This window comes from Streptomyces sp. NPDC093252 (assembly GCF_040683675.1).
Taxonomy (GTDB): Bacteria; Actinomycetota; Actinomycetes; order Streptomycetales; family Streptomycetaceae; genus Streptomyces.
Genome location: NZ_JBFBEM010000018.1, coordinates 181,001 through 206,372 on the forward strand (window position 1 = coordinate 181,001; position 25,372 = coordinate 206,372).

1 protein-coding gene is annotated in these 25,372 nt (G+C 72.6%); it reads left to right on the top strand.

The window, feature by feature from the left end; translation table 11 throughout:
* Nucleotides 1-189: 189 nt before the first annotated feature.
* A partial coding sequence (locus AB0O01_RS32130) for a non-ribosomal peptide synthase/polyketide synthase (protein WP_365318939.1) occupies nucleotides 190-25,372 on the top strand: 25,183 nt, incomplete at its 3' end.

The window sequence follows — 25,372 nt, forward strand, 5'->3', positions numbered from 1 at the left end:
AACAGCCCGCCCCCGCAATGCCTCCCCTCTCCTCCGCAACCGCGGCCACCACCCCTGTTCAGCCTTGTTCGCCGCCCCCGGATGCGTTGAAATGACCGGGCCGACTGGGCCGGGGGAGCGCGGAAATGCGCACATCGGTGCCCATGCGGAGCCTTGGCGTGGAGTTCGACGCACAAAGGAGAGGCATTGATGATCCCGTTGTCGTTCGCCCAACGCCGACTCTGGTTCCTTTCTCAGCTCGAGAATTCGGGGCTCGCCTACCACAACGTCATCACCCTGGCGTTGCACGGACCGGTGAACTCCACCGCATTGGCCGCGGCCCTGCGGGACGTACTGGAACGCCATGAATCCCTGCGGACCGTATTTCCCGCCGAAGCCGGAGAGCCGTATCAGCGCATTCTCGATCCGGCGGAAATCGACTGGGAATTGGCGGTACGCCCCACCACCCCCGAAGAACTGCCCGCCGCCACGCTGACCGCGGCCCGCACCCCCTTCGACCTCGCCCGCGACATACCCTTCCGCGCAGTACTGCTCACCCGGGCACCGGACGAGCACGTCCTGCTGCTGGTGCTGCACCACATCGCCACCGACGCCTCCTCCCACCGCCCGCTGGGCCGCGACCTGTCCCGGGCGTACACCGCCCGGCTGCGCGGCGAGGCCCCGAGCTGGGAACCGCTGCCGGTGCAGTACGCGGACTACACCCTCTGGCAGCGGGAGCTACTCGGCGACGAGTCCGATCCCACCGGCCGCCTCGCCACCCAACTCGACTACTGGCGAGGCGAGTTGGCGGGCGCCCCGCAGGAACTCGCCCTGCCCGCCGACCGGCCGCGCGGCACCCGCGCCGACCGCACCGGCCACCGCGTGCCGGTCACGGTGCCGGCGCGCACCCACCGGCGCCTGACGAAACTGGCCCGCACCGAGGGCGCGACCCCGTTCATGGTGCTCCAGGCGGCGCTGGCCGTGACCCTGTCCCGGCTCGGCGCCGGGACGGACATCCCGATCGGCTCGGCGGTCGCGGGCCGTACGGACGAGGCCCTGGACGATCTGATCGGCTTCTTCGTCAACACCCTGGTGCTGCGCACCGACCTCTCCGGCGACCCCGGCTTCCGTGAGGTGCTGGCCCGGGTGCGCCGGACGAGCCTCGGCGCCTACGCCCACCAGGACGTGCCGTTCGAGCGGCTGGTGGAGGAGCTGACCGTCGAACGGTCCCTGGACCGCCACCCGCTGTTCCAGACCATGCTGACCGTGCAGAACGCGGCCCAGGCCACCCTGGACCTGCCCGGCGTCACCGTCGAGGCCCTCCCGTCGGACCTTCCGGCGGCCCGCTTCGACCTGGAAGCGATGATCGAGGAACGCCACGACGACCGGGGCCGCCCCGCCGGACTCACCGGCCACCTCATCGCCGCCGACGCCCTCTTCGACCTCCCGACGACCGAGACGATCGCCCGCCGCTTCGAACGGGTCCTGGAGGCCGTCGCCGCCGACCCCGATCTGAAGCTGCACGGCGTCGACGTCCTGGACGCCGACGAACGGCGCCGGGTCCTGACCGACTGGAACGACACCGCGACCCCCGTACGGCCCGACGCGGAGGCGCTCACCCTGCCCGCCCTGTTCGAGGCGCGGGCCCGCCGCACCCCGGACGCGGTCGCCGTGGTGTACGAGGGGACGGAGCTGACCTACGCCGAACTGGACGCGCGCGCCGGCCGCCTCGCCCGGTACCTCGCCGGACGCGGCGCGGGCGAGGACACGACCGTCGCCGTCGTCCTGGAACGCGGCGTCGAACTGCTCGTCGCCCTGTGGGGTGTCCTCAAGGCGGGGGCCGCGTATCTGCCGGTCGACCCCGAGTACCCGGCCGAGCGGGTGGCGCTGCTGCTGGCGGACGCCGCCCCCGCCGTCGTCCTGGACGACGCGGCGGCCGTGGCCGCCGTCGCGGCCGACACCGCCCACGACCCGCACGGCGCGGACCCCCTGCCCGCGCCCCACCCCGACAGCGCCGCCTATGTCATCCACACCTCCGGTTCGACGGGACGCCCCAAGGGCGTGGTCGTGTCGCACCGCAGCGTCGTCAACCGCCTGGTGTGGATGCGGGACCACTACCGGCTCGGCGCCGGGGACCGGGTCCTGCACAAGACACCCACCGTCTTCGACGTCTCGGTGTGGGAGCTGCTCGGCACCCTGGTGTGGGGCGCGACGCTGGTGGTGGCCCGGCCCGGCGGACACCGCGACCCCGCGTACATCGCCGAGGTCATCCGCGCCCAGGACATCGGCACGGCGCACTTCGTGCCCTCCATGCTGGACGCCTTCCTCCAGGCCGACGTGGGCCCGCTGCCCGGACTGCGGCGGGTGGTGTGCAGCGGCGAGGCCCTCTCCCTCGCCACCCAGACCCGCTTCCACGCCGCCCACCCCGGCACCGCGCTGCACAACCTGTACGGGCCGACCGAGGCCGCCGTCGATGTCACCGCCTGGGCCTGCGACCCCGCCCAGGACACCGGCCCGGTCCCCATCGGCACGCCCGTCGCCAACACCCGGGTCTTCGTCCTCGACGAGCACCTCGCCCCCGTCCCGCCAGGAGTGGGCGGCGAACTCTATCTGGCCGGCGTCCAGCTCGCCCGCGGCTACCTCGGCCGCCCCGCGCTCACCGGGGAACGCTTCGTCGCCCACCCCCACGCCACCGGCGGCGAGCGCCTGTACCGCACCGGCGACCTGGTGAAGTGGACCACCGGCGGACAGCTCGTCTACCTCGGCCGCGCCGACGACCAGGTCAAGGTCCGCGGCTTCCGCATCGAGCCCGGCGAGATCGAGGCCGTCCTCCTCAGCCACCCCGGCACCACGGCCGCCGCCGTCGTCGCCCGCGAGGACACCCCGGGCGACCGGCGGCTCGTCGCCTACCTCGTCCCCGGCGACGGCAGCACCGCCGACCCCGACGCCCTGCGCGCCTTCACCGAGGCCAGGCTGCCCCAGCACATGGTCCCGGCCGCCTTCGTCGCCCTGGACGCCCTCCCGCTCACCGTCAACGGCAAACTCGACCGCACGGCGCTCCCCGCGCCCGAGTACACCACCGGAGCGGGCCGCGCCCCCGCCACCGTCGAGGAGGAACGCCTCTGCGCCGCCTTCGCCGACACCCTCGGCGTGGACTCCGTCGGCGTCGACGACAGCTTCTTCGCCCTCGGCGGCCACTCCCTCCTCGCGGTCCGGCTGATCTCCCGCGTCCGCGCCGACCTCGGGACCGAACTCCCGCTGCGGCTCCTCTTCGAGACCCCGACCGTCGCCGGACTCGCCGCCCGGCTCGCCGCCGACGCCACCGGACGCACCCGTACCCCCGTCCGCCCCGTCCCGCGGCCCGAGCGCGTCCCGCTGTCGTTCGCGCAGCGCCGGCTGTGGTTCCTCGCCCAGCTCGAAGGCACCGGAGCCCTCCACAACATCGCCGCCCCGATCCGCCTCGGCGCCGGCACCGACGCCGCGCTCCTCGCCGACGCGTTCCGCGATGTGCTCGCCCGGCACGAATCGCTGCGCACCCTGTTCCCGGCCGTCGACGGAGAGCCGTACCAGCACATCCTGGACCCGCACGACCTCGACTGGGACCTCCCCGTCGTCCCCGTCGCGCCCGCTGAACTGGCCGACGCGGCGGGCCGGGCCATGCGGCACACCTTCGACCTCGCCACCGAACTCCCGCTCCGGGCCGTCCTGTTCGACGCCGGGAACGGTGAACGGCTCCTCGTCGTCGTCCTGCACCACATCGCCTCCGACGGCTGGTCCATGGGCCCCCTCGGCCGGGACCTGTCGGCCGCCTACACCGCCCGCTCACGGGGCGAGGCACCCGCGTTCACCCCGCTGCCGGTGCAGTACACCGACTACGCCCTCTGGCAGCGCGACCTCCTCGGTGACGCCGCCGACCCCGGCAGCCTCCTCGCCACCCAGATCGACCACTGGCGCCGCGCCCTCGACGGAGCCCCGGAGGAACTGGCGCTCCCCGCCGACCTGCCCCGGCCCGCCGCACCGAGCCACCGCGGCCACCGCGTCCCCTTCCACGTCCCCGCCGAGATCCACCGCCGTCTGCTGCGGCTCGCCCGCGCCGAGAACGCCACCCCCTCCATGGCACTCCAGGCCGCCCTCGCGGTCCTGCTGTCCCGGCTCGGCGCCGGCACCGACATCCCCCTCGGCATCCCCGTCGCCGGACGCTCCGACGCCGCCCTCGACGACCTCGTCGGCTCCTTCGTCAACACCCTCGTCATCCGCGCCGACCTGGCCCACGACCCCGCCTTCCGGGACATCCTCGCCCAGGTCAAGGAGGCCGGTCTCGGCGCCCTCGCCCACCAGGACGTCCCCTTCGAGCGGCTGGTCGAAGAACTCGCCGGCACCCGCACCCTGGCCCGGCACCCGCTGTTCCAGACGATGCTGACCGTGCAGAACGTCGAGCGCGCCGAACTCACCCTGCCCGGCGCCCACCCCGCCACCGGCCCCGACCTGGACGCCGCCGCGGCCCCGCCCTCCCGCTACGACCTGCACTTCACCCTCGGCGAGACCTTCGACGACCGGGGCGACCCGGCCGGACTCCGCGCCCAGGTCACCCTCTCCGCCGACCTGTTCCACGCCGCGACCGCCGACCGGATGGCCGCCTGGTTCCTGCGCGTCCTCGACACCGTCACCGCGACCCCCGGCATCCGCCTCGGCGCCGTCGACCTCCTCGACCCCGCCGAGCGCGACCGCGTCCTGCACCACTGGAACGACACCGCCGTCCCCGGCACCCCCCGCGCGATCGTCCACCGCGTCCACGACCGGGCCACTGCCACCCCCGACGCCACCGCCCTCGTCGCCGACGGCACCGGGACCACCTACCGCGCCCTCGACGCGTCCGCCGCCCGCATCGCCGCCCGCCTGGGCGCCCTCGGCGCCGGCGCCGAATCCGTCGTCGGACTGTGCCTGCCCCGCGGCGCCGAGATGATCACCGCGATCCTCGGGGTCTGGCGGACCGGCGCCGCCTATCTGCCCCTCGACCCCGACCTCCCGCCCGACCGCATCGCCCATATGCTCGCCGACAGCGGCGCCCGCGCCCTGCTCACCGACCGCGCCACCGCCCCCGCCCTCACCGGCCACGCACCCGGCGTCCCCGTCGCCCTGATCGACGAGGCCCTCACGACGGCCATCGAGACCGACCCCGCCCCGCCCGCCGAGACCGACCCCGGCTGCCTGGCCTACGTCCTCTACACCTCCGGCTCCACCGGCACCCCCAAGGGCGTCATGGTCACCCACGGGGCCCTCGCCGACTACGTGGCCTCCGCCTCCGAGCGCCTCGACTGGACCGGCCCCGGCGCCCGCTACGCCCTGCTCCAGCCTCAGACGACCGACCTCGGCAACACCGTCGTCTTCATCAGCCTCGCCACCGGCGGGCAGCTCCACCTCCTCGACGCCGACGCCGTCACCGACCCGGCCGCCGTCACCGGACACCTCCGCGACCACGCCATCGACCACCTCAAGGCCGTCCCCTCCCACCTCGCCGCCCTGTCCGCGGACACCGGACCCGACGCCGTCCTGCCCGCCCGCTCCATCGTCCTCGGCGGCGAGGCCGCCCCCCTCAACTGGCTGCGCGACCTCGTCACCACCGCCCACACCACGGGCCGCCGCGTCCTCAACCACTACGGCCCCACCGAGACCACCATCGGCGTGACCACCGCCGAACTCACCCCGGCGGCCCTCGCCACCGGAACCGTCCCCATCGGCAGACCCCTCGCCAACACCCGCCTCTACGTCCTCGACGACGCCCTCACCGCCGTCCCCGCGGGCGTGACCGGCGAACTCTATGTCTCCGGCACCGGCCTCGCCCGCGGCTACGCCGGACAGCGCGCCCTCACCGCCGAACGCTTCGTCGCCTGCCCCCACGGCCCCGGCGGCGACCGGATGTACCGCACCGGCGACCTGGTGAAATGGACCCCCGACGGCCAACTCGTCTTCCAGGGCCGCGCCGACACCCAGGTCAAGATCCGCGGCTTCCGCGTCGAACCCGGCGAGGCCGAGGCCGCCCTGCTCGCCCACCCCGCCGTCTCCCGCGCCGCCGTCATCGCCCGTCCCGGCACCGCCGGAGACGACACCCGGCTCCTCGCCTACGCCGTCCTCACCGCACCCGGCGCCGCCACGGACACCGACCTGCGCGACTTCACCGCCCGGCGCCTCCCCGCCCACATGGTGCCCGCCACCGTCGTCGTCCTGCCCGACCTCCCGCTCACCCCGAACGGCAAACTCGACCGCACGGCCCTCCCCGACCCCGACGACCCCGCCACCGCCGCCCGCCGCGCCCCCGCCGGACCCACCGAGACCGCCCTCTGCGAGATCTTCGCCCAGGTCCTCGGCCTGGACACCTTCGGCGTCGACGACAGCTTCTTCGACCACGGCGGCCACTCCCTCCTCGCCATCCGGCTGCTCTCCCGCATCCGGGGCCGGCTCGGCGCCGAGATCCGCATCCGGACCCTCTTCGAAACCCCCACCCCCGCCGGACTCGCCACCCGCCTCACCGCCACCGACGAGCCCGCCGAACCGACCCGCCTCCCCCTGCGCCCCACCGCCCGCCCCGCCCTCCCCCCGCTGTCCTTCGCCCAGCAACGCCTCTGGTTCCTCGGCCAGATGGAGGGCCCCAGCCCCACCTACAACATGCCCGTCGCCCTGCGGCTGACCGGCGCCCTCGACATCCCCGCCCTCACCGCCGCCCTGCGCGACGTCCTCACCCGCCACGAACCCCTGCGCACCGTCTACCGCACCGCCGACGGCCACCCCTACCAGCACATCCTCGACGCCGACACCTTCGACTGGGACCTCACCGTGTCCCCGGTCACCCCGGCGGAACTCCCCGCCGCCGTCGCCCGCGCCACCCGCCACGCCTTCGACCTCTCGGCCGACATCCCCGTCCGCGCCACCCTCTTCGCCCTCGGCGAGCACGACCACGCCCTCGTTCTCGTCCTCCACCACATCGCCAACGACGGCTGGTCCCACGCCCCCCTCGGCCGCGACCTCTCCACCGCCTACACCGCCCGCACCCGCGGCGAACTCCCCGACTTCGCACCGCTCCCGGTCCAGTACGCCGACTACGCCCTGTGGCAGCGCGACCTCCTCGGCGACGAGAACGACCCGGCGAGCCCCCTGTCGTCCCAGGTGGAGTACTGGCGCCGCACCCTCACCGGCGCGCCCGAGGAACTCGCCCTCCCCGCCGACCGCTCCCGCCCCGCCGCCCCCGGCCACACCGGACACCTGGTCCCCGTCCGCGTCGGCGCCGCCACCCACCGGCGGATCGCGGAACTCGCCCGCGCCGAGGGCGCCACCGCCTTCATGGTCGTCCAGGCCGCCCTCGCGGTGACCCTCTCCCGCCTCGGCGCCGGACACGACATCCCCGTCGGCACCGCCGTCGCGGGCCGTACCGACGAAGCCCTCGACGACCTCGTCGGCTTCTTCGTCAACACCCTCGTCATCCGCACCGATCTCACCGGCGACCCCGGGTTCCGCCAGATCCTCGCCCGGGTGCGCGAGGCGAGCCTCGGCGCGTTCGCCCACCAGGACGTCCCCTTCGAGCGCCTCGTGGAGGCCCTCGCCCCCGAACGCTCCCTGGTCCGCCACCCCCTGTTCCAGATCATGCTGACCCTGCGCAACCAGGAACCCGGCATCCTCGCCCTCCCCGGCATCCAGGCCGACCCCCTCGAAGGCTCCGCCACCGCCGCCCGCTTCGACCTGGACATCCACCTCCGCGAGACCTACGACACCGACGGCCACCCGGCCGGACTGCACGGCACCGTCAACGCCGCCGCCGACCTCTTCGACGCCGCCACCGTCACCCGCCTCGCCGACTGGTTCACCCGCGTCCTGGACACCGTCACCACCGCCCCGGACACCCCCCTGTCCGGCGTCGACGTCCTCGACGCCGACGAACGCCACCTCGTCCTGCACACCTGGAACGACACCGCGACCGACACCCAGGACCCCACCGTCCTCGCCCGGTTCGAGCAGCACGCGGCCACCCACCCCCACACCACCGCACTCCACGCCGACGGCACCGAGACCACCTACGGCGCCCTCGACGCGGCGGCCGACCGCCTCGCCCGCCACCTCCGCGCCCACGGCGCCGGCCCCGAGTCCGTGGTCGCCCTCGCCCTGCCCCGCGGCACCCAGATGATCACCGCGACCCTCGCGGTCTGGAAGACCGGCGCCGCCTACCTCCCCATCGACCCCGAACTCCCCCGGGAACGCACCGCGTTCCTCCTCACCGACAGCGGCGCCCGCCTCCTCCTCGCCACCCGCGACACCCCGACCGACCTGCCCATCCTCACGATCGCCCTCGAAGACCTGGAGGACCTGGGTGACCTGGGTGACCTGGGTGACCTGGGTGACCTGGAGGATCCAGGTGACCCGGGGGACTTGCGGGGCTCGGAGACCCCGGCCGCCCCGGAGGTCCGGCACACCACCCCCACCCCCACCCCCGACCCCGCCACCCTCGCCTACGTCATCTACACCTCCGGCTCCACCGGCCTGCCCAAGGGCGTCGGCGTCACCCAGGGCTCCCTGGCCAACTACGTGACCTCCGTCTCCGCCCGCCTCAACTGGACCGACCCGGAGGCCCGCTACGCCCTCCTTCAGGCCCAGGTCACCGACCTCGGCAACACCGTGGTCTTCGCCGCCCTCGCCACCGGCGGGCAGATCCACGTCCTGGACGCCGACACCGTCACCGACCCGGCGGCCGTCGCCGAATCCCTCGCCGGACGGTCCATCGACGCCTACAAGGTCGTCCCCTCCCACCTCGCCGCCCTCACCGCGGCCGTCGGCCACGAACCCCTGCTGCCCACCCGCTCCCTCGTCCTCGGCGGCGAAGCCGCCGCGCCCGGCTGGGTACGCGACCTCCTCACCGCCGCCCACACCACCGGCCGCCGCGTCCACAACCACTACGGTCCCACCGAGACCACCGTCGGCGTCGCCACCACCGAACTGACACCCACCTCCCTCACCGGCGGCGCCCTCCCCATCGGCACCCCCCTCGCCAACACCCGCATGTACGCCCTCGACCAGGCCCTCCAGCCCGTCCCCGTCGGCGTCACCGGCGAGCTGTACGTGGCGGGCGCCGGAGTGGCCCGCGGCTATGTCGGACGCCCCGCGCTGACCGGCGAACGGTTCGTGGCGTCCCCCTTCGACACCGGCCAGCGCATGTACCGCACCGGCGACCTCGTCAAATGGACCCCCGAGGGCCAGCTCGTCTTCCACGGCCGCGCCGACGACCAGGTCAAGATCCGCGGCTTCCGCGTCGAACCCGGCGAGATCGAGAACGCCCTCCTCACCCACCCCGACCTCGCCCGGGCCGCGCTCGTCGTCCGCGAGGACACCGCCGGCGACCAGCGCCTCGTCGCCTACGCCGTCCCCACCCCCACCACCACCCCCACCGCCATCGACCCGGAGTCCCTCCGCGACCACCTGCGCGGACGCCTCCCCGAGCACATGATCCCGGCCGCGGTCATCGTCCTGCCCGAACTGCCGCTCACCGCCAACGGCAAACTCGACCGCAAGGCCCTCCCCGCCCCGGAGTACGCCACCGGAGCGGGCCGCGGCCCCGCCAGCGTCCAGGAAGAGATCCTCTGCGCCGCCTTCGCGGAGATCCTCGGCCTGGACTCGGTCGGCGTGGACGACGACTTCTTCCGCCTCGGCGGACACTCCCTGCTCGCCGTGTCCCTGGTCGAGCGGCTGCGCGACCGGGGCGTCCCGGTCTCGGTCCGGGCCCTCTTCGAGTCACCCACCCCCGCCGGACTGGCCCGAGCGGCGGCCGTCACCTCCATCGAGGTCCCCGACAACCTCATCCCCGCCGACGCCCGGCACATCACCCCCGGCATGCTCCCCCTGGTCGACCTCACCCAGCCCGACATCGACCGTATCGCCGCCACCGTCGACGGCGGCGCCGCCAACATCGCCGACATCTACCCCCTCGCGCCGCTCCAGGAAGGCATGCTCTTCCACCACCTCATGGCCGGCTCGGGCACCGATGTCTACCTCACCGTCCGTGTCGTGGAGTTCGCCTCCCGCGCCCGCCTGGACGCCTTCGCCCAGGCCCTGCGGCACATCATCGACCGGCACGACATCTACCGCACCGCCGTCGTCTGGGAGGGCCTCCCGCAACCCGTCCAGGTCGTCTGGCGCCGCGTCGACCTCCCCGTCGTCACCCACGTCCTCGAAGTCGACTCCGACGACCCCGCCCGCTGGGCCGACGCCCTCGTCGACGCGGGCGGCTCCGCCATGAACCTCGGACACGCCCCCCTCATGGACCTCCATGTGGCGGAGACCGGCGACGGCCGCTGCCTGGGCCTGCTCCGCATGCACCACATGCTCCAGGACCACCTGGGCACCCATATGCTGCTGCGCGAACTGCGCACGGTCCTCGACGGCCGCGCCGAACACCTGGCACCGTCCCTCCCGTTCCGTACCTTCGTCGCCCAGACCCGCAGTGTCTCCCGCACCGACCAGGAACGCTTCTTCGCCGCCCTGCTCGGCGACATCACCGAACCCACCGCACCCCTCGGCGTCCTCGATGTCCGGGGCGACGGCAGCGGAGTGGTGCGCAAGGTCGTCCCCCTCCCGCCCGAGGTGGCGGTACGTCTGCGCGAGACCGCCCGCGACCTGGGCGTCGGCGCGGCGACCGTCCTGCACGTGGTGTGGGCCCGTGTCCTCGCCGTCCTCTCCGGCCGCGACGACGTGGTCTTCGGCACCCTCCTCTTCGGCCGGATGAACGCCGGGGTGGGCGCCGACCGGGCCCTCGGCCCCTTCATCAACACCCTCCCGGTCCGCGTCCGCACCGCCGGAACCGGCGTCCGGGCCGCCGTCCAGGCCATGCGCGAGCAGCTCGCCGCCCTCCTGGAACACGAACACGCCCCCCTGGCCCTCGCCCAGCAGGCCAGCGGCATCACCGGCAACACCCCCCTGTTCACCTCCCTCTTCAACTACCGCTACGCGGACCGCGGCCTGGGCTCCACCGCCACCACCGACACCACCGACACCACCACGACCACCGACGGCACCGAACACAGCGCCGACGCGACCGACCAGCAGGCGGCCATGGACGGCGTCCGCAGCGTCCTCGTCCGGCAGCGCACCAACTACCCCCTGTCCGTCGCCGTCAACGACCTCGGCCCGGACAGCTTCACCTTCACCGTCGAAGCCGTGGCCCCCATCGACGCCACCGAAGTGGGCCGACTCCTCGCCACGACCACCGACAACGTCCTGCGCGCCCTCGCCACCGGCCCCGACAGCGCCCTGGACCATGTCCACGTCCTCGCCCCCCGCGAACGCGACCGCCTGCTCCGGGACTGGAACGACACGACGACCGACGTACCGGACGCCTCGGTGGTGGAACTCTTCGAGCACTGGGCAGTGACCACCCCGAACGCCCCGGCCGTCGTCGGCGGGGGCACGGAGCTGTCGTACGGCGACCTCGACGCGGCGGCGAACCGGCTGGCGCACGCTCTGCGCGGCCGGGGTGTCACCCCCGAGTCGGTGGTGGGGCTGCGGCTGCCGCGCGGCCCGGAGATGATCGTCGGCATCCTGGGTGTGTGGAAGGCGGGGGCGGCGTACCTGCCGGTCGACGCCCAACTCCCCTCCGAACGAGTGGAGTTCATGCTCACGGACGCCGGTGTCTCACTGGTCCTCGGGGTGGAGGACCTGGATCAGCCGGGCGAGTCGGCGGACGCCCCCGGTATCGCCGGCGACCTGGCCTATGTGATCTACACCTCCGGTTCCACGGGGACACCGAAGGGTGTCGCGGTCCCGCACACCGGTCTGGCGAATCTGGTGTCGGTGTTCGGGTCGGTGATGGGTGCGGGTCCGGGTGAGGGCCTGTTGCAGTTCGCGTCGTTCAGTTTCGACGCCTCCGTACTGGATGTGGCGGTGGCGTTGTCGTCGGGTTCGTCGCTGTGGATCGCGAGTGAGGAGCAGCGGGAGCAGCCGCGGCGGTTGGCGGAGCTGGAGGGTGTGACGACCGCCAGCGTCGTGCCGTCGCTGCTCGGTGTCCTGGACCCGGCCGATCTGGCACATGTGGGTCCGATGGTGGTGGGTTCCGAGGCGGTCAGTGAGGCGCTGGCACGGGACTGGTCGGCCGGCCGGCGTCTGGTGCATGCGTACGGACCGACCGAGAGCACGGTGATCGCGGCCATCGGGGACGTGGACGGTGGGCGGGCCGGGCAGGTGCCGTTCGGGCGGCCGATCGCCAACACGCGGGTGTATGTGCTGGACGACGGCCTGGAGCCGGTGCCGGTCGGGGTGACGGGTGAGCTGTATGTGTCGGGTGCCGGGCTGGCGCGCGGGTACGTGAACCGTCCGGGGCTGACCGGGGAGCGGTTCGTCGCGTCGCCGTTCGACAGCGGGCGGCGGATGTACCGCACCGGGGACCTCGCCCGGTGGACGCCGGACGGGCAGTTGATGTTCGACGGGCGCGCCGACCAGCAGGTCAAGGTGCGCGGGTTCCGGATCGAGCCCGGTGAGATCGAGACCGTGCTGCTGACGCACGCCGATGTCGCCCGGGCCGCCGTAGTGGCTCGGGACGAGGTACTGGTGGCGTACGTCGTACTCCAGGCCCAGGCCCAGGACGTGGACGCACTGCGCGACCTGGTGGCATCCCGACTGCCCGAGTACATGGTCCCGTCCGCCTTCGTCACCCTGGACGAGCTGCCGCTGACCGCCAACGGCAAGCTCGACCGCCGCGCCCTCCCGGAGCCCGAGTACGCCACGGGTGCGGGCCGGGCCCCGGCGACCGTCCAGGAGGAGACCGTCTGCGCGGTGTTCGCGGAGGTGCTCGGACTGGAGTCGGTCGGTGTCGACGACGACTTCTTCCGCCTCGGCGGGCACTCACTGGTCGCCGTGTCCCTGGTGGAGCGGCTGCGCGCCCGGGGTGTACCGGTGTCGGTGCGGGCGCTGTTCGAGTCGCCGACCCCGGCCGGGCTGGCGCGGACGGCGGGCGCCGGATCGGTGGAGGTGCCGGAGAACCTGATCCCGGCGGACGCCCGGCACCTCACCTCCGAGATGCTCCCGCTGGTCGAGCTGGACCAGGACGAGATCGACGTGGTGGTGGCCTCGGTCGAGGGCGGCGCACCGAACATCGCCGACATCTACCCGCTCGCGCCGCTCCAGGAAGGCATGCTCTTCCACCACCTCATGGCCGACGAGGGCGCGGACGTGTACGTCACCGCGCGGACCATGGAGTTCGACTCACGGGCCCGCCTGGACGAGTTCACCCAGGCACTCCAGCAGGTGGTGGACCGGCACGACATCTACCGGACCGGGGTGGTCTGGGAGGGCCTGCGCGAACCCGTCCAGGTCGTCCGGCGCCACGCGGAACTCACCATCACCGTGCACACCCTCGACCCCGCCCTCGACCACCCCGACCCGGCGACGGCCTCGGACGCCCTCCTCGCCGCGGCGGGACTGGCGATGGACCTGGGCCGCGCTCCGCTGATGGACCTCCACCTGACAGCCCTGCCGCAAGGCCGCTGGCTGGCCCTGATCCGCATGCACCACATGCTCCAGGACCACTTGGGCAAGGACGTACTGCTGCGCGAACTGCGAGCGGTGCTCACCGGCGAGACCGAGCACCTGACACCGGCCCTGCCCTTCCGCGCCTTCGTGGCGCAGACCCGGCGGGTCCCGCGCGCCGAGCACGAGCGGTTCTTCGCCGGGCTCCTGGGCGATGTGACGGAACCGACGGCGCCGTACGGGCTGCTCGATGTGCGGCGTGACGGCAGCGGAGTGGCCACCGGATCCTTCCCCCTGTCCGCGGCAGCCGTCGACCGGCTCCAGGAGGTGACCCGGCACCTGGGCGTCAGCCCGGCGACCGTCCTGCACGTGGTGTGGGCCCGCGTGGTGGCGGCCCTCTCCGGGCGCGACGACGTGGTCTTCGGGACCGTGCTCTTCGGCCGGATGAACGCGGGCGCCGGAGCGGACCGCGTCCTCGGCCCCTTCATCAACACCCTCCCGGTCCGCGTCCGGACCGGCGGCGTCGGTGTGCGCGCCGCGGTGCACGCGATGCGGGACCAGTTGGCGGCCCTGCTGGAGCACGAGCACGCCCCCCTGGCGGTCGCCCAGCAGGCCGCCGGAGTCGCCGGGAACACCCCGCTCTTCACCTCCCTCTTCAACTACTGGCACCACGGCAGCCGCACCGGCACGGACAACGCCCGGCCCCAGCATCTGGAAGGCGTCCGGACCGTCTCCGCACGGGACCGCACCAACTACCCGCTGACCGTCGCCGTCAGCGACCTCGGCCCGGACGGCGTCAACTTCAACATCGAGTCCGCCGCCCCCATCGACCCGGCCGAGGTCGGCCGACTCCTCCGCACCACGACCGAGAACGTCCTCAACGCCCTCACCGACACCCCGCACACCCCGCTCGACACCGTCCCCGTCCTCGCCCCGAGCGAACGCACCCGCCTGCTCAGCGAGTGGAACGACACCGAAACGTCCATTGACGACCGCTCGGTGGTGGAGCTGTTCGAGGGGTGGGCCGCGTCGGCTCCGGGTGGGGTTGCGGTGGTGAGTGGGGGTGTGGAGCTGTCGTACGGGGAGTTGGATGCGGCGGCGAATCGGCTCGCGCAGTATCTGCGGGGTCGGGGGGTTGGGCCGGAGTCGGTGGTGGGGCTGCGGTTGCCGCGTGGTGCGGAGATGGTTGTCGGGATTGTGGGTGTGTGGAAGGCGGGGGCGGCGTATCTGCCGATCGATTCGCAGCTTCCCGATGAGCGGGTTGGGTTCATGCTCGCGGATGCGGGTGTCTCGGTCGTTCTGGGCGTGGAGGATCTGGATCAGCCGGGGGAGTCGGCGGAGGCTCCTGGTGTGGTCGGGGATCTGGCGTATGTGATCTATACGTCCGGTTCGACGGGGACGCCGAAGGGTGTGGCGGTCCCGCATGCCGGTCTGGTGAATCTGGTGTCGGTGTTCGGGCCGGTGATGGGTGCGGGTCCGGGTGTGGGTGTGTTGCAGTTCGCGTCGTTCAGTTTCGATGCGTCGGTGCTGGATGCGGCGGTGGCGTTGTCGTCGGGTGCGGCGTTGTGGATTGCGAGTGAGGAGCAGCGGGCGGAGCCGCGGCGGTTGGCGGAGCTGGAGGGTGTGCGGGCGGCGAGTGTGGTGCCGTCGTTGTTGGGGGTGTTGGAGCCGGGGGATCTGGGTGGTGTGGAGACCCTGTTGGTTGGTGCTGAGGCGATCAGTGGGGCGGTGGCGGGGGAGTGGTCGGTGGGTCGGCGGTTGGTGAATACGTATGGGCCGACCGAGGCGACGGTGATGGTGGCGGCGGAGACGGTGGATGCCGGCCGTGCGGGTCCGGTGCCTTTCGGGCGGCCGATCGCGAATACCCGGTTGTACGTTCTCGATGACGCGCTTGAGCCGGTCCCTGCCGGTGTGGCCGGTGAGTTGTATGTGGCTGGTGCCGGGTTGGCGCGGGGGTATGTGAATCGTCCGGGGCTGACGGGTGAGCGGTTCGTGGCCTCCCCGTTCGATGCTGGTCGGCGGATGTATCGCACGGGTGACCTGGCGCGGTGGACGTCTGATGGGCAGTTGGTGTTCGCGGGGCGTGCGGATCAGCAGGTCAAGGTGCGTGGTTTCCGGGTCGAGCCGGGTGAGATCGAGTCCGTCCTCCTCACTCACCCGGGCGTTGACCAGGCGGCCGTGATCGCCCGCGACGAGGCCCTCGTGGCCTATGTCGTCCCGGCGGTTGAGGGCGTGGAGGGGCTGCGGGAGCTGGTGGCGTCACGGTTGCCGGATTACATGGTTCCCGCCGCGTTCGTGGGTCTGGACGAGCTGCCCCTGACCGCGAACGGGAAGCTGGACCGCCGAGCCCTCCCCGCCCCCGCGTACGCGACCGGCGCCGGCCGTGCCCCCGCGACCGTGCGCGAGGAGATCCTCTGCGAGGTGTTCGCGGAGGTGCTGGGACTGGAGTCGGCCGGGGTGGACGACGACTTCTTCCGGCTCGGTGGGCATTCGCTGCTGGCGGTGTCGCTGGTGGAGCGGCTGCGGGCGCGGGGTGTGTCGGTGTCGGTACGGGCGCTGTTCGCGTCGCCGACCCCGGCGGGGCTGGCGCGGGCGGTGGGGGCCGGGTCGGCGGTGGTACCGGAGAACCTGATCCCGGACGGAGCCGAGCGGATCACGCCGGAGATGCTGCCGCTGGTGGAGCTGGACCAGGCGGCCGTCGACCGGATCGTGGCCACGGTCGACGGCGGGGCGGCGAACGTCGCCGACATCTACCCGCTGGCCCCGCTCCAGGAAGGCATGCTCTTCCACCACCTCATGGCCGGTGGCGGCGAGGACGTGTACCTCACCGTCCGGGTGATCGAGTTCGACGGCCGGGAGCGGCTCGACGCCTTCCTGCGCGCCCTGGAACACGTGGTCGACCGGCACGACGTGTACCGGACCGGTGTCGTCTGGGAGGGGCTGCCGGAGCCCGTCCAGGTGGTGTGGCGGCACGCCGCACTGCCCGTCGTCGAGCACGCCCTCGACGCCGCGCACCCGGACCCGACCCGGGCGCTGCTGGCGCTCGCCGGTTCCGTGATGGAACTGCGCCGCGCCCCGCTGCTGGACGTGCATGTGGCCGAGGCGGGCGGCGGCCGGTGGCTGGGCGCCGTGCGGATGCATCACATGGTGCAGGACCACACCGGTATGGACATGCTGCTGCGCGAGTTGCGGGCGGTGCTGGCCGGGCGCACCGACGACATGCGGCCCGCGCTGCCGTTCCGCAACTTCGTCGCGCAGACCCGCGCGGTCCCCAGGGCCGAGCACGAGCGGTTCTTCGCCGGGCTGCTCGGCGATGTCACCGAGTCGACCGCGCCCTACGGGCTGCTCGACGTCCAGGGCGACGGCTCCGATGTGGTGGGCCGGGAGGTGCCGCTGCCCGACCATGTCACGGCGGAGCTGCGGCGGGTCACCCGCGAACTGGGGGTGAGCCCGGCGACGGTGTCGCACGTGGTGTGGGCCCGGGTGCTCGCCACCCTGGCCGCCCGCGACGACGTGGTGTTCGGGACGGTGCTGTTCGGGCGGCTGAACGCCGGAGCGGGCGCCGACCGGGTCATGGGCCCGTTCATCAACACCCTGCCCGTACGGGTACGGACCTCCGGCGTCGGGGTGCGGGCAGCCGTCGAGGGCATGCGCGACCAACTCGCCGCGCTGCTGGAGCACGAGCACGCGCCCCTGGCCCTCGCCCAGCAGGCCAGCGGCATCACGGGCAGCGCCCCCCTGTTCACCACGCTCCTCAACTACCGCCACGACGACTACGGGACGACGGCCGGGCCCGCCGACACCCACACCGTCGAAGGCGTCCAGAGCGTCTTCGCCCGCGACAAGACCAACTACCCGCTCGCTGCCGCCGTCAACGACCACAGCCCCACCCGGATGAGCGTCACCGTCCTCGCCGTCGACCCCATCGACCCGGAGACCGTCGCCCGACTGCTGTGCACGGCGATGGAGAACGTCCTCGCCGCTCTCGCCGCCACCCTGCGCGGCGCCCCCGACGTCCCCCTGCACACGGTGACCCTGCTCGACCCGGCCGCCCGCCGCCGCGTCCTCACCGAGTGGAACGACACCGCCACGACCCCGACGGACACCACCGTCGTCGAGGCGTTCGAGCGCCGGGTCGCGGCCACCCCCGGAGCCACCGCGCTGATCGGCGACGACACCGTGCTCACCTACCGGGAGCTGGACGCCGAGGCCAACCGGCTCGCGCACCATCTGCGCGGTGTCGGCGTCGGCCCCGAGTCGGTGGTCGGGGTGTGCCTGCCCCGGGGAACCCGGCTCATCACCACCCTCCTGGGCGTCCTGAAGGCCGGCGCCGCCTATCTGCCGGTCGATGTGCAGTACCCGGCCGAACGGATCGCGTTCCTGCTGGCCGACAGCCGTACCCCCGTCGTCCTCGGCACCGAGGACGTGCTCGACGAGCTGCCCCTGCGCGGTGTCCTCCCCATCGCCCTGGACGACCCGTACGTCCTGGCCCAGCTCGCCGCCTGCCAGGACACCCCGCCCCGGGTACCCCTCGCGCCCGACGCGCTCGCCTACGTCATCTACACCTCCGGGTCGACCGGCACCCCCAAGGGCGTCGCCGTCCAGCACCGCGGCGCGGTCAACCTGGCCACCGCGCAGATCGAACGGTTCGCGGTGGACCCGGACGCCCGCGTCCTCCAGTTCGCGTCCATCGGCTTCGACGCCGCCACCTCCGAAGTCCTGATGGCCCTGTGCTCCGGCGCCGCACTCGTCGTGGCCCCGGCCGACGCGCTCACCCCCGGCGGCGGCCTCGCCGCGCTCCTCACCCGCCACGCCGTCACCCATGTGACGCTCCCCCCGGCCGTCCTCGCCGTCCTGGACACCGCCGACCTGACCACCGTACGGACCCTGGTGTCGGCCGGTGAGGCACTGGACCCGGCACTCGTCGGGCGCTGGGCACCCGGCCGCCGGATGGTCAACGCCTACGGCCCGACCGAGACGACCGTCTGCGCGTCGATGTCCCAGCCCCTCACCCCCGACGCCGAACCCTCCATCGGCACGCCCGTCGCCAACGCCCGCCTCTACGTCCTGGACGACACCCTGGAGCCCGTCCCCGCCGGAGTGCCGGGCGAGCTGTATGTGAGCGGCGCGGGCGTGGCCCGCGGGTATGCGGGGCGCCCCGCGCTGACCGGGGAACGGTTCGTGGCGTCGCCGTTCGACGCCGGGCAGCGGATGTACCGCACCGGCGACCTCGTCCGCTGGACGCCCGACGGGCGCCTGATGTTCGCCGGACGCGCCGACGACCAGGTCAAGATCAGGGGCTTCCGCATCGAGCCCGGCGAGATCGAGGCCGCCCTCACCGCCCACCCGGACATCGCCCGGGCCGCCGTCGTCGCCCGCGAGGACACCCCCGGAGACCGGCGCCTGGTCGCCTACCTCGTCCCCGCCGACACCCACCGCGACGGCGACACCACCGACACCGCCTTGGACCTGGAAGGACTGCGGGAGTCCCTCGCCCGGCGACTGCCCGACCACATGGTCCCGGCCGCCATGACCACCCTGCCCGAGCTGCCGCTGACCGTGCACGGCAAACTCGACCGCAAGGCCCTCCCCGCCCCCGAGTACACGGGCGCCACCGGAGTGGGACGCGGCCCGGCCACCGCCCAGGAGGAGATCCTGTGCGGCCTGTTCGCCCAGGTCCTCGGCGTGGACTCGGTCGGCGTCGACGACAGCTTCTTCGACCTCGGCGGCCACTCCCTCCTCGCCGTCCGCCTGGTGTCCGGGATCCGCGCCGCACTCGGCGCCGAGATCGAGGTCCGCACCCTCTTCGAGGTCCCCACCGTCGCCTCCCTCGCCGCCCGCCTCACCACCGAGGGCGGCGGCCGGGTCCGCACCACCCTCACCGCCGCCGAACGCCCCGACCGGCTGCCCCTCTCCTTCGCCCAGCGCCGCCTGTGGTTCCTGGCCCAACTGCACGGACCCAGCTACAACATCCCCGCCGTCCTCGGCCTCACCGGAGACCTCGACATCCCCGCACTCGCCGGGGCACTGCGCGATGTGATCACCCGCCACGAATCCCTGCGCACCGTCTTCACCCTCCTCGACGGCGAGCCCCACCAGCGGATCCTCGCCCCCCAGGACGTCCACTGGGACCTCCACGTCTCCCACGTCCCCTCCGCCGAACTCAGCGAAGCCACCGCCGCCGCCACCCGCCACACCTTCGACCTCGCCACCGAACTCCCCCTGCGCGCCACGCTCTTCCAGCCCGCCGACGACCCCGGCACCCACGTCCTGGTCGTGGTCATGCACCACATCGCCGGAGACGGCTGGTCCCTGGGTCCCCTGGGCCGCGACCTCTCCACCGCCTACACGGCCCGACTGCGCGGCGAGACCCCCGCCTGGACGCCCCTGCCCGTCCAGTACGCCGACTACGCCCTCTGGCAGCGCGAACTGCTCGGCGACGAGTCCGACCCCGAGAGCCTGCTGTCCGCCCAGGTCGACTACTGGCGCCACACCCTCACCGGCGCCCCCGAGGAACTCGCCCTGCCGGCCGATCACCCCCGCCCCGCCCAGGCCACCCACCAGGGCCATGTGATCCCCATCCACCTGCCCACCGCCCTCCACGAACGCCTCATCGACCTGGCCCGCGCCGAGGGCGTCACCGCGTTCATGGTCCTCCAGGCCGCCCTGGCGGTCACCCTGTCCCGGCTCGGCGCCGGCACGGACATCCCCATCGGCTCAGCGGTCGCCGGCCGCACGGACCAGGCCCTGGACGATCTGATCGGCTTCTTCGTCAACACGCTGGTCATCCGGACGGATCTGTCGGGAGACCCGGAGTTCCGCGAGATCCTGCGCCGGGTACGCGAGGCGAGCCTCGGCGCACTGGCCCACCAGGACGTCCCCTTCGAACGCCTCGTGGAGGAACTCGCCCCCGAACGCTCCCTCGCCCGGCACCCCCTCTTCCAGGTCACCCTCACCGTCCAGAACACCGACCGCGCCGTCCTGGACCTGCCCCGGATCCACACCGACGGCTCCCCCCTGGACGCCCCCACGGCGAGGGCGGCCCGCTTCGACCTCGACATCTCCCTCACCGAGACCCATGACACCGAGGGCAACCCCACGGGCCTGCGCGGCGCGCTGATCGCCTCCGCGGACCTCTTCGAGCCGACCACCGCACAACGCCTCACGGAGTGGTTCGCCCACGTACTCGACACGGTCACCAGCACACCCGACATCCGACTCCGCAGGGTGGATGTCCTGGACACCACGGAACGCGCCCTGGTCCTGGAACGGTGGAATGACACCGGGGCCGCTGTGGTGGGTGGTTCGGTGGTGGGGTTGTTCGAGGGGTGGGCTGCGGCTGATCCGGGTGGGGTTGCGGTGGTGTGTGGGGGTGTGGAGCTGTCGTATGGGGAGTTGGATGCGGCGGCGAATCGGGTGGCGCATTATCTGCGGGGTCGGGGGGTTGGGCCGGAGTCGGTGGTGGGGCTGCGGTTGCCGCGTGGTGCGGAGATGGTTGTCGGGATTGTGGGTGTGTGGAAGGCGGGGGCGGCGTATCTGCCGATCGATTCGCAGCTTCCTGCTGAGCGGGTTGGGTTCATGCTCGCGGATGCGGGGGTGTCGCTGGTCCTGGGTGTGGGGGATCTGGATCAGCCGGGGGAGTCGGCGGAGGCGCCGGGTGTGGTCGGGGATCTGGCGTATGTGATCTATACGTCCGGGTCGACGGGGACGCCGAAGGGTGTTGCTGTCTCGCATGGTTCGCTGGTGAATCTGGTGTCGGTGTTCGGGTCGGTGATGGGTGCGGGTCCGGGTGTGGGTGTGTTGCAGTTCGCGTCGTTCAGTTTCGATGCGTCGGTGTTGGATGTGGCGGTGGCGTTGTCGTCGGGTGCGCCGTTGTGGATTGCGAGTGAGGAGCAGCGGGCGGAGCCTCGGCGGTTGGCGGAGCTGGAGGGCGTGACGGCCGCCAGTGTGGTGCCGTCGCTGCTCGGTGTGCTGGAGCCTGCCGATCTGGGTGGTGTGGAGACCCTGTTGGTTGGTGCTGAGGCGATCAGTGGGGCGGTGGCGGGGGAGTGGTCGGTGGGTCGGCGGTTGGTGAATACGTATGGGCCGACCGAGGCGACGGTGATGGTGGCGGCGGAGACGGTGGACGCCGATCGTCCGGGGCCTGTGCCCTTCGGTCGTCCGATTGCCAACACCCGGCTGTATGTGCTGGACGAGGGTCTGGGGCCGGTGCCGGTGGGTGTGACGGGTGAGTTGTATGTGGCTGGTGCTGGGTTGGCGCGGGGGTATGTGAATCGTCCGGCGCTGACGGGTGAGCGGTTTGTGGCGTCTCCGTTCGATGCCGGGCGGCGGATGTACCGGACGGGGGACCTGGCGCGCTGGACGCCTGACGGGCAGTTGGTGTTTGCCGGGCGGTCCGACCAGCAGGTCAAGGTGCGCGGTTTCCGGATCGAGCCCGGTGAGATCGAGGCAGTGCTGCTGTCGGAGGCGGGTGTCTCGCAGGCGGCGGTGGTGGTTCGCGAGGGTGCCCTGGTGGCGTACGTCGTGTCGGATGGGCAGGGCGTGGAGGGGCTGCGGGAGCTGGTGGCGTCGCGGTTGCCGGAGTACATGGTCCCGGCGGCGTTCGTGGGTCTGGACGAGCTGCCGCTGACCGCGAACGGGAAGCTGGACCGGCGGGCCCTCCCGGAGCCGGAGTACGCGGCCGGTGCGGGCCGGGCTCCGGCGACGGTGCAGGAGGAGATCCTGTGCGCGGTGTTCGCGGAGGTGCTGGGGCTGGAGTCGGTCGGGGTGGAGGACAACTTCTTCCGGCTCGGTGGGCATTCGCTGCTGGCGGTGTCGCTGGTGGAGCGGCTGCGTGACCGGGGTGTGTCGGTGTCGGTGCGGGCGCTCTTCGGGTCGCCGACCCCGGCGGGGCTGGCCCGGGCGGTGGGGGCCGGGTCGACGGAGGTGCCGGAGAACCTGATCCCGGACGGAGCCGAGCGGATCACGCCGGAGATGCTGCCGCTGGTGGAGCTGGACCAGGCCGAGATCGACCAGGTGGTGGCCTCCGTCGACGGCGGCGCGGCGAACGTGGCGGATGTGTACCCGCTGGCCCCGCTCCAGGAAGGCATGCTCTTCCACCACCTCATGGCCAGCGACGGTGCGGATGTCTATGTCACCGCGCGGGTGATGGAGTTCGCGTCACGGGCCAGGCTGGACGAGTTCGCGCGGGCGCTTCAGCAGGTGGTGGACCGGCACGACATCTACCGGACGGCCGTGGTCTGGGAGGGACCGCGCGAACCGGTGCAGGTGGTGTGGCAACGGGCCGTGCTGCCGGTCGTCGAGCACGAGGCCAGCCCCGGGAGCGATGATCCCGCGAGCCTGGTGGACGCCGTCGGCTCGGTGATGGATCTGGGTCGGGCTCCGCTGATGGATCTGCATGTGGCGGAGGTGCCGGGTGGTGGTGGCCGGTGGCTGGCGGCGGTGCGGATGCATCACATGTTGCAGGATCACCTGGGCATGGATGTGCTGCTGCGGGAGTTGCGGGCGGTGCTGTCGGGTCGGGCGGACGAGCTGGCGCCGGCGTTGCCGTTCCGTAATTTCGTGGCGCAGACGCGTCGGGTCGCGCGGGCGGAGCATGAGCGGTTCTTCGCGGGGCTGCTGGGTGATGTGACCGAGCCGACCGCACCCTTCGGCGTCCTGGACGTGCGCGGCGACGGGTCGGACGTCGTCACCGAACTGGTGCCGCTGCCGGGTGACGTGGCGCTGCGGCTGCGGGAGTCGGCCAGTGCGTTGGGCGTGAGTCCGGCGACGGTGCTGCATGTGGTGTGGTCGCGGGTGCTGGCGGTGCTGTCCGGGCGGGACGACGTGGTGTTCGGGACGGTGCTGTTCGGGCGGATGAACGCCGGGGAGGGTGCCGACCGGGTACTGGGCCCGTTCATCAACACCCTGCCCGTACGGGCCCGGACTGGGCGGATCGGGGTGCGGGCCGCGGTGGAGGCCATGCGGGACCAGTTGGCGGCGCTACTGGAGCACGAGCACGCTCCGCTGGCGGTCGCCCAGCAGGCCAGCGGGATCGCGGGCAACACCCCCCTCTTCACCGCCCTCTTCAACTACCGCCACGCCGACCAGGGCGCGAACACGGAGAGGGAACAGCAGCCGATCGACGGCATCCGGCGCGTCCACGTCCGGGAGCGGACCAACTATCCGCTGACGGTCGCGGTCAATGACCTGGGCCCGGACACCGTCAGCTTCACCGTGGAGGCCGTGGCCCCGATCGACGCGACCGTGGTCGGCGGGCTGCTCACGACGGCGACACGGAATCTGCTGGACGCCTTGGACGCCGAGTCCGACGTCCCGCTCGGTGGCGTGCCGGTGCTGGGTGCGGGGGAGCGGGAGCGGTTGGTGGTGGGGTGGAATGACACCGGGGATGCTGTGGTGGGTGGTTCGGTGGTGGGGTTGTTCGAGGGTTGGGCTGCGGCTGATCCGGGTGGGGTTGCGGTGGTGTGTGGGGGTGTGGAGCTGTCGTATGGGGAGTTGGATGCGGCGGCGAATCGGGTGGCGCATTATTTGCGGGGTTGGGGGGTTGGGCCGGAGTCGGTGGTGGGGCTGCGGCTGCCGCGCGGTCCGGAGATGATCGTCGGGATCCTGGGCGTGTGGAAGGCGGGCGCCGCTTATCTGCCGATCGATGGGCAGCTTCCTGCTGAGCGGGTGGAGTTCATGCTGGCGGATGCGGGTGTGTCGGTTGTTCTCGGTGTGGGGGATCTGGATCAGCCGGGGGAGTCGGCGGAGGCTCCGGCGGTTGTCGGGGATCTGGCGTATGTGATCTATACGTCCGGTTCGACGGGGACGCCGAAGGGTGTTGCTGTCCCGCATGCCGGTCTGGCGAATCTGGTGTCGGTGTTCGGGTCGGTGATGGGTGCGGGTCCGGGTGTGGGGGTGTTGCAGTTCGCGTCGTTCAGTTTCGATGCGTCGGTGCTGGATGTGGCGGTGGCGCTGTCGTCGGGTTCGTCGCTGTGGATCGCGAGTGAGGAGCAGCGGGCGGAGCCTCGGCGGCTCGCAGAATTGGTGGGCGTTCGCGCGGCGAGTGTGGTGCCGTCGCTGCTGGGGGTGTTGGAGCCGGGGGATCTGGGTGGTGTGGAGACCCTGTTGGTTGGTGCTGAGGCGATCAGTGGGGCGGTGGCGGGGGAGTGGTCGGTGGGTCGGCGGTTGGTGAATACGTATGGGCCGACCGAGGCGACGGTGATGGTGGCGGCGGAGACGGTGGATACCGATCGTCCGGGGCCTGTGCCTTTCGGGCGTCCGATCGCGAACACCCGGTTGTACGTCCTTGATGACGCGCTTGAGCCGGTCCCTGCCGGTGTGGCCGGTGAGTTGTATGTGGCTGGTGCCGGGTTGGCGCGGGGGTATGTGAATCGTCCGGGGCTGACGGGTGAGCGGTTCGTGGCGTCTCCGTTCGATGTCGGTCGGCGGATGTATCGGACGGGTGACCTGGCCCGGTGGACGTCTGATGGGCAGTTGGTGTTCGCGGGGCGTGCGGATCAGCAGGTCAAGGTGCGTGGTTTCCGGGTCGAGCCGGGTGAGATCGAGACCGTCCTCCTCACTCACCCGGGCGTTGACCAGGCGGCCGTGATCGCCCGGGACGAGGCCCTCGTGGCCTATGTCGTCCCGGCGGTTGAGGGCGTGGAGGGGCTGCGGGAGCTGGTGGCGTCCCGGTTGCCGGAGTACATGGTTCCCGCCGCGTTCGTGGGTCTGGACGAGCTGCCCCTGACCGTCAACGGGAAGCTGGACCGGCGGGCCCTCCCGGAGCCGGAGTATGCGACCGGCGCCGGCCGGGCCCCGGTGACTGTGCAGGAGGAGATCCTGTGCGGGGTGTTCGCGGAGGTGCTGGGGCTGGAGTCGGTCGGGGTGGACGACGACTTCTTCCGGCTCGGTGGGC